Origin of the sequence: Pseudomonas avellanae BPIC 631 (assembly GCF_000444135.1) — a bacterium.
GTDB classification, from domain to species: domain Bacteria; phylum Pseudomonadota; class Gammaproteobacteria; order Pseudomonadales; family Pseudomonadaceae; genus Aquipseudomonas; species Aquipseudomonas avellanae.
Genome location: NZ_ATDK01000449.1, coordinates 1 through 1,771, shown reverse-complemented (window position 1 = coordinate 1,771; position 1,771 = coordinate 1). Strand labels below are relative to the sequence as shown.

Here is a 1,771-nt window from a genome sequence, read left to right as displayed (position 1 = left end):
AACTGGATCGTGATGCGTTCTTCAATGCTGAGTTCATGATATGACATAGGTTCACCGTACCGGATTGGTCAGGTGTTGCGCTCAGTTTTTGCCGCCGCCGCCACTTATCCAGGAGAAGGCGGATGTTAAATCAATTGAGCCTTGCTTATTAAAGCTGTTGACGCGATGGAAAAAATGAAGGTTGCAAAAAAACCTTATTTGGCCTATATTTAGGCTTGTGGTTTGAAGCTTAGGCAAGAAGCGCAGTCAAAGCAGCCAAGTTAGGCATCTGTTTCTCGGTGTCACTATGAAGGAGATATCAACTCATGCGAGTTGAAACAATAAGTTATCTGAAACGCAACGCAGCCGACCTGCCTCTCGATGAGCCACTGGTTGTCACGCAAAACGGTGTCCCGGCCTATGTGGTGGAGTCTTACGCAGATCGTAAGCGCCGCGATGAATCGATCGCCTTGGTGAAACTCCTGGCGATCAGTTCCCGCGAGTACGCCCAAGGCAAGCACTGCTCCACTGACGAACTCAAAGCCCGATTGAGCAGGAGGTTTGCCCACAAATAAATAGGAGCATAAATGAATACGTTTGCACTACGCTTTACCGATGTTGCCCAGCAAAGCATTGAAGATCAGGTCGAGCATCTGGCTATCACTCAGGGATTCTCATCAGCTGCTCAACGCATAGATACCCTGATCGATGCCATTCAGGACAAGCTCCTGTCCACCCCGTTGGGCCACCCGGTCAGTCCTCAATTGAGTGAGCTGGGCGTACTTCACTATCGTGAGTTGAACACAGACGGATACCGGATCTTTTATGAGGTGATGGATTCTGATGGTATTACCGACATCGCCGTATTGCTCGTATTAGGCGGGAAACAAAGTGTGGAGCAGGCTCTGATCCGCTACTGCCTGCTCCAGCCGATGTAGATTTATATGGTATCGAAAAATTGCACAAATATTTTTAAAGAAGCCCGAACGACAGCCGACCGGGCAGGATTTCTATCTGTGCAAACTTATGTTTGGCAGATAGGTTAATTTGTTGTTACGGGCGAACTAACATACAGATCAATATCTAATGAAGCACCTATGCATCCAAGCCAATGAGGGCAATGTCCCGCAGCGATTACGGGTGGGCGTCCGGTTTTAGGCATGGTGCAATGCTGTGTAGGCAAAGGACAAACAGCTTACTTTATTTTGTCTACACCCTCTTAGACCCTTTTTTCGCTGGGGCCAGGCTCACAATGCGTTACTCAAATAATCACCTTCTGATGATTATGCGCGTTGTATTCGGTGAATTACTGATCAAGTATCGTAGTATATATCTAAGCAGATCCTCACAGCCGCAACCAACACTTCCTATTATGAATGATTCTAGTGTACTTCTTGCGAAATAATTTACCCATGACCTGCAACCTAAGTTATTGATAAAATTTGAATTTTCCGTTAGTCAGTAGCAGGTTTTTTTTCGAAAATAGTACACTAGTGCTGTTCACGTTGGCTGCTCTCCCAGATAGTCAACAAAACTTGTGTGAAGGACGGAGTAAGAACACGATTACCATGACCACTGAGGTGATTCGAGTCGAAAAAGAGCGGCTTTCCATTATCGTCGAACGCTGAACAGGTCGGAGTTGGGCAAAGAAGCGGTAATGGATCCCAAACAGTGAGATTAGGATTATCACGCTCTAGTGTACTGTTTTCGAAAAAATCAGCCACCAACTAACGGAAAATTCAAATCTTATCAATAGCTTAGCTTGCAGGTTATGGGTAACTTATTTCGAAAA

The 1,771-nt window shown here is 45.8% G+C and carries 3 protein-coding genes; 2 read left to right on the top strand and 1 reads right to left on the bottom strand.

Annotated elements, in window-relative coordinates; all coding sequences use genetic code 11:
- Positions 1–305: 305 nt before the first annotated feature.
- Together DW49_RS0123915 and DW49_RS0123910 are read left to right on the top strand one after the other, a co-directional pair.
- The gene (locus tag DW49_RS0123915) at positions 306–554 is read left to right on the top strand and encodes a type II toxin-antitoxin system prevent-host-death family antitoxin (RefSeq protein WP_005618754.1); all 249 of its coding nucleotides are present in this window, start codon (positions 306–308) and stop codon (positions 552–554) included.
- 12 nt (positions 555–566) lie between these two features.
- Positions 567–917 carry a type II toxin-antitoxin system RelE/ParE family toxin gene (locus DW49_RS0123910; RefSeq protein ID WP_005618755.1) on the top strand — a complete coding sequence of 117 codons (351 nt, stop codon included), beginning with the start codon at positions 567–569 and terminating at the stop codon, positions 915–917.
- A 552-nt stretch (positions 918–1,469) separates the two neighbouring features.
- Here the strand turns inward: DW49_RS0123910 and DW49_RS1000000133815 are convergent.
- Positions 1,470–1,703: an SGNH hydrolase domain-containing protein gene (locus tag DW49_RS1000000133815; protein WP_229687616.1), complete on the bottom strand. Its 234-nt coding sequence runs from the start codon at positions 1,701–1,703 to the stop codon at positions 1,470–1,472.
- Positions 1,704–1,771 lie beyond the last annotated feature (68 nt).